The organism is Psychrobacter sp. 1U2 (genome assembly GCF_051847575.1).
In genome coordinates, this window is the sequence record NZ_JBPYDC010000756.1 from 1 (window position 1) to 851 (window position 851).

Here is an 851-nt window from a genome sequence, read left to right on the forward strand (position 1 = left end):
GGTTGACTTTATAATCCTTGTTGGCATAATGGAGCTTACAATGGTCAATCAGTATTTTTAGTATAATCTATACCGTATAGTGGTCATTGTATTGCTAGTGGTCATTGTATTGCGCTTATACCTAACGATATTTTATAAACTGTCTATTCTTTATGGACAGCATCGTATCCAATTACGAATGAAGGTCAGCTTTTATAGCTGACCTTTATTTTTATAGTGCTATTAATTATAAAGTTACATGCGCTTACAAAAGTGTACGCAAGAGACCTACATCTATCGTAGCTTCCACCGTTACATTAAAGACAATGCATATAGAATAGACACTTATGAGTAACCATTGTTTATAAGCGTCTATTTTATATTTTACATAACCATCTCATTTAAGGATTGGCATTGGTTAGATGCTTCCTATTAGCCACGTATAAAGGAGTTATATACATGACACAAGTTCACGCTAACAAATCGATAAAATCAATCTTCTGCGTTACGCTTATGGCAGCGGCACTTGGCATCACCGCTTGTAGCAGCCCTACTCATCCTGATGTTAAAGCGCGTCAAGATATTATGAAAAATTATGGCGATTCAATGAAGGTCATGGGCGGCATGGTCAAAGAACCAGATACCTTTGACGCTGAAGTATTTCAAGAGCAAGCCGCGTTTTTGGCGGAAGAGTCTAAGACCCCTTGGAATCATTTTGTAGATGCTGAAGCTGTTGGTAATGCAAAAGAAGAAGTTTGGAGCAACAACGATGATTTTATTGCTCGTTCAGAAGATTTCCAACAAGCCAGTGCTGAGCTTAATATGGCGGCATCAACGGCAACCAGCGCCAGCGATATCGAAGATGCTTTTGG

General features: G+C 38.8%; 1 protein-coding gene. It reads left to right on the forward strand.

All coding sequences use genetic code 11. The features are described from left to right. Positions 1 to 438: 438 nt before the first annotated feature. On the forward strand, positions 439 to 851 hold a 413-nt coding region (locus ACS8FD_RS18550; protein ID WP_439276926.1), incomplete at its 3' end, for a c-type cytochrome.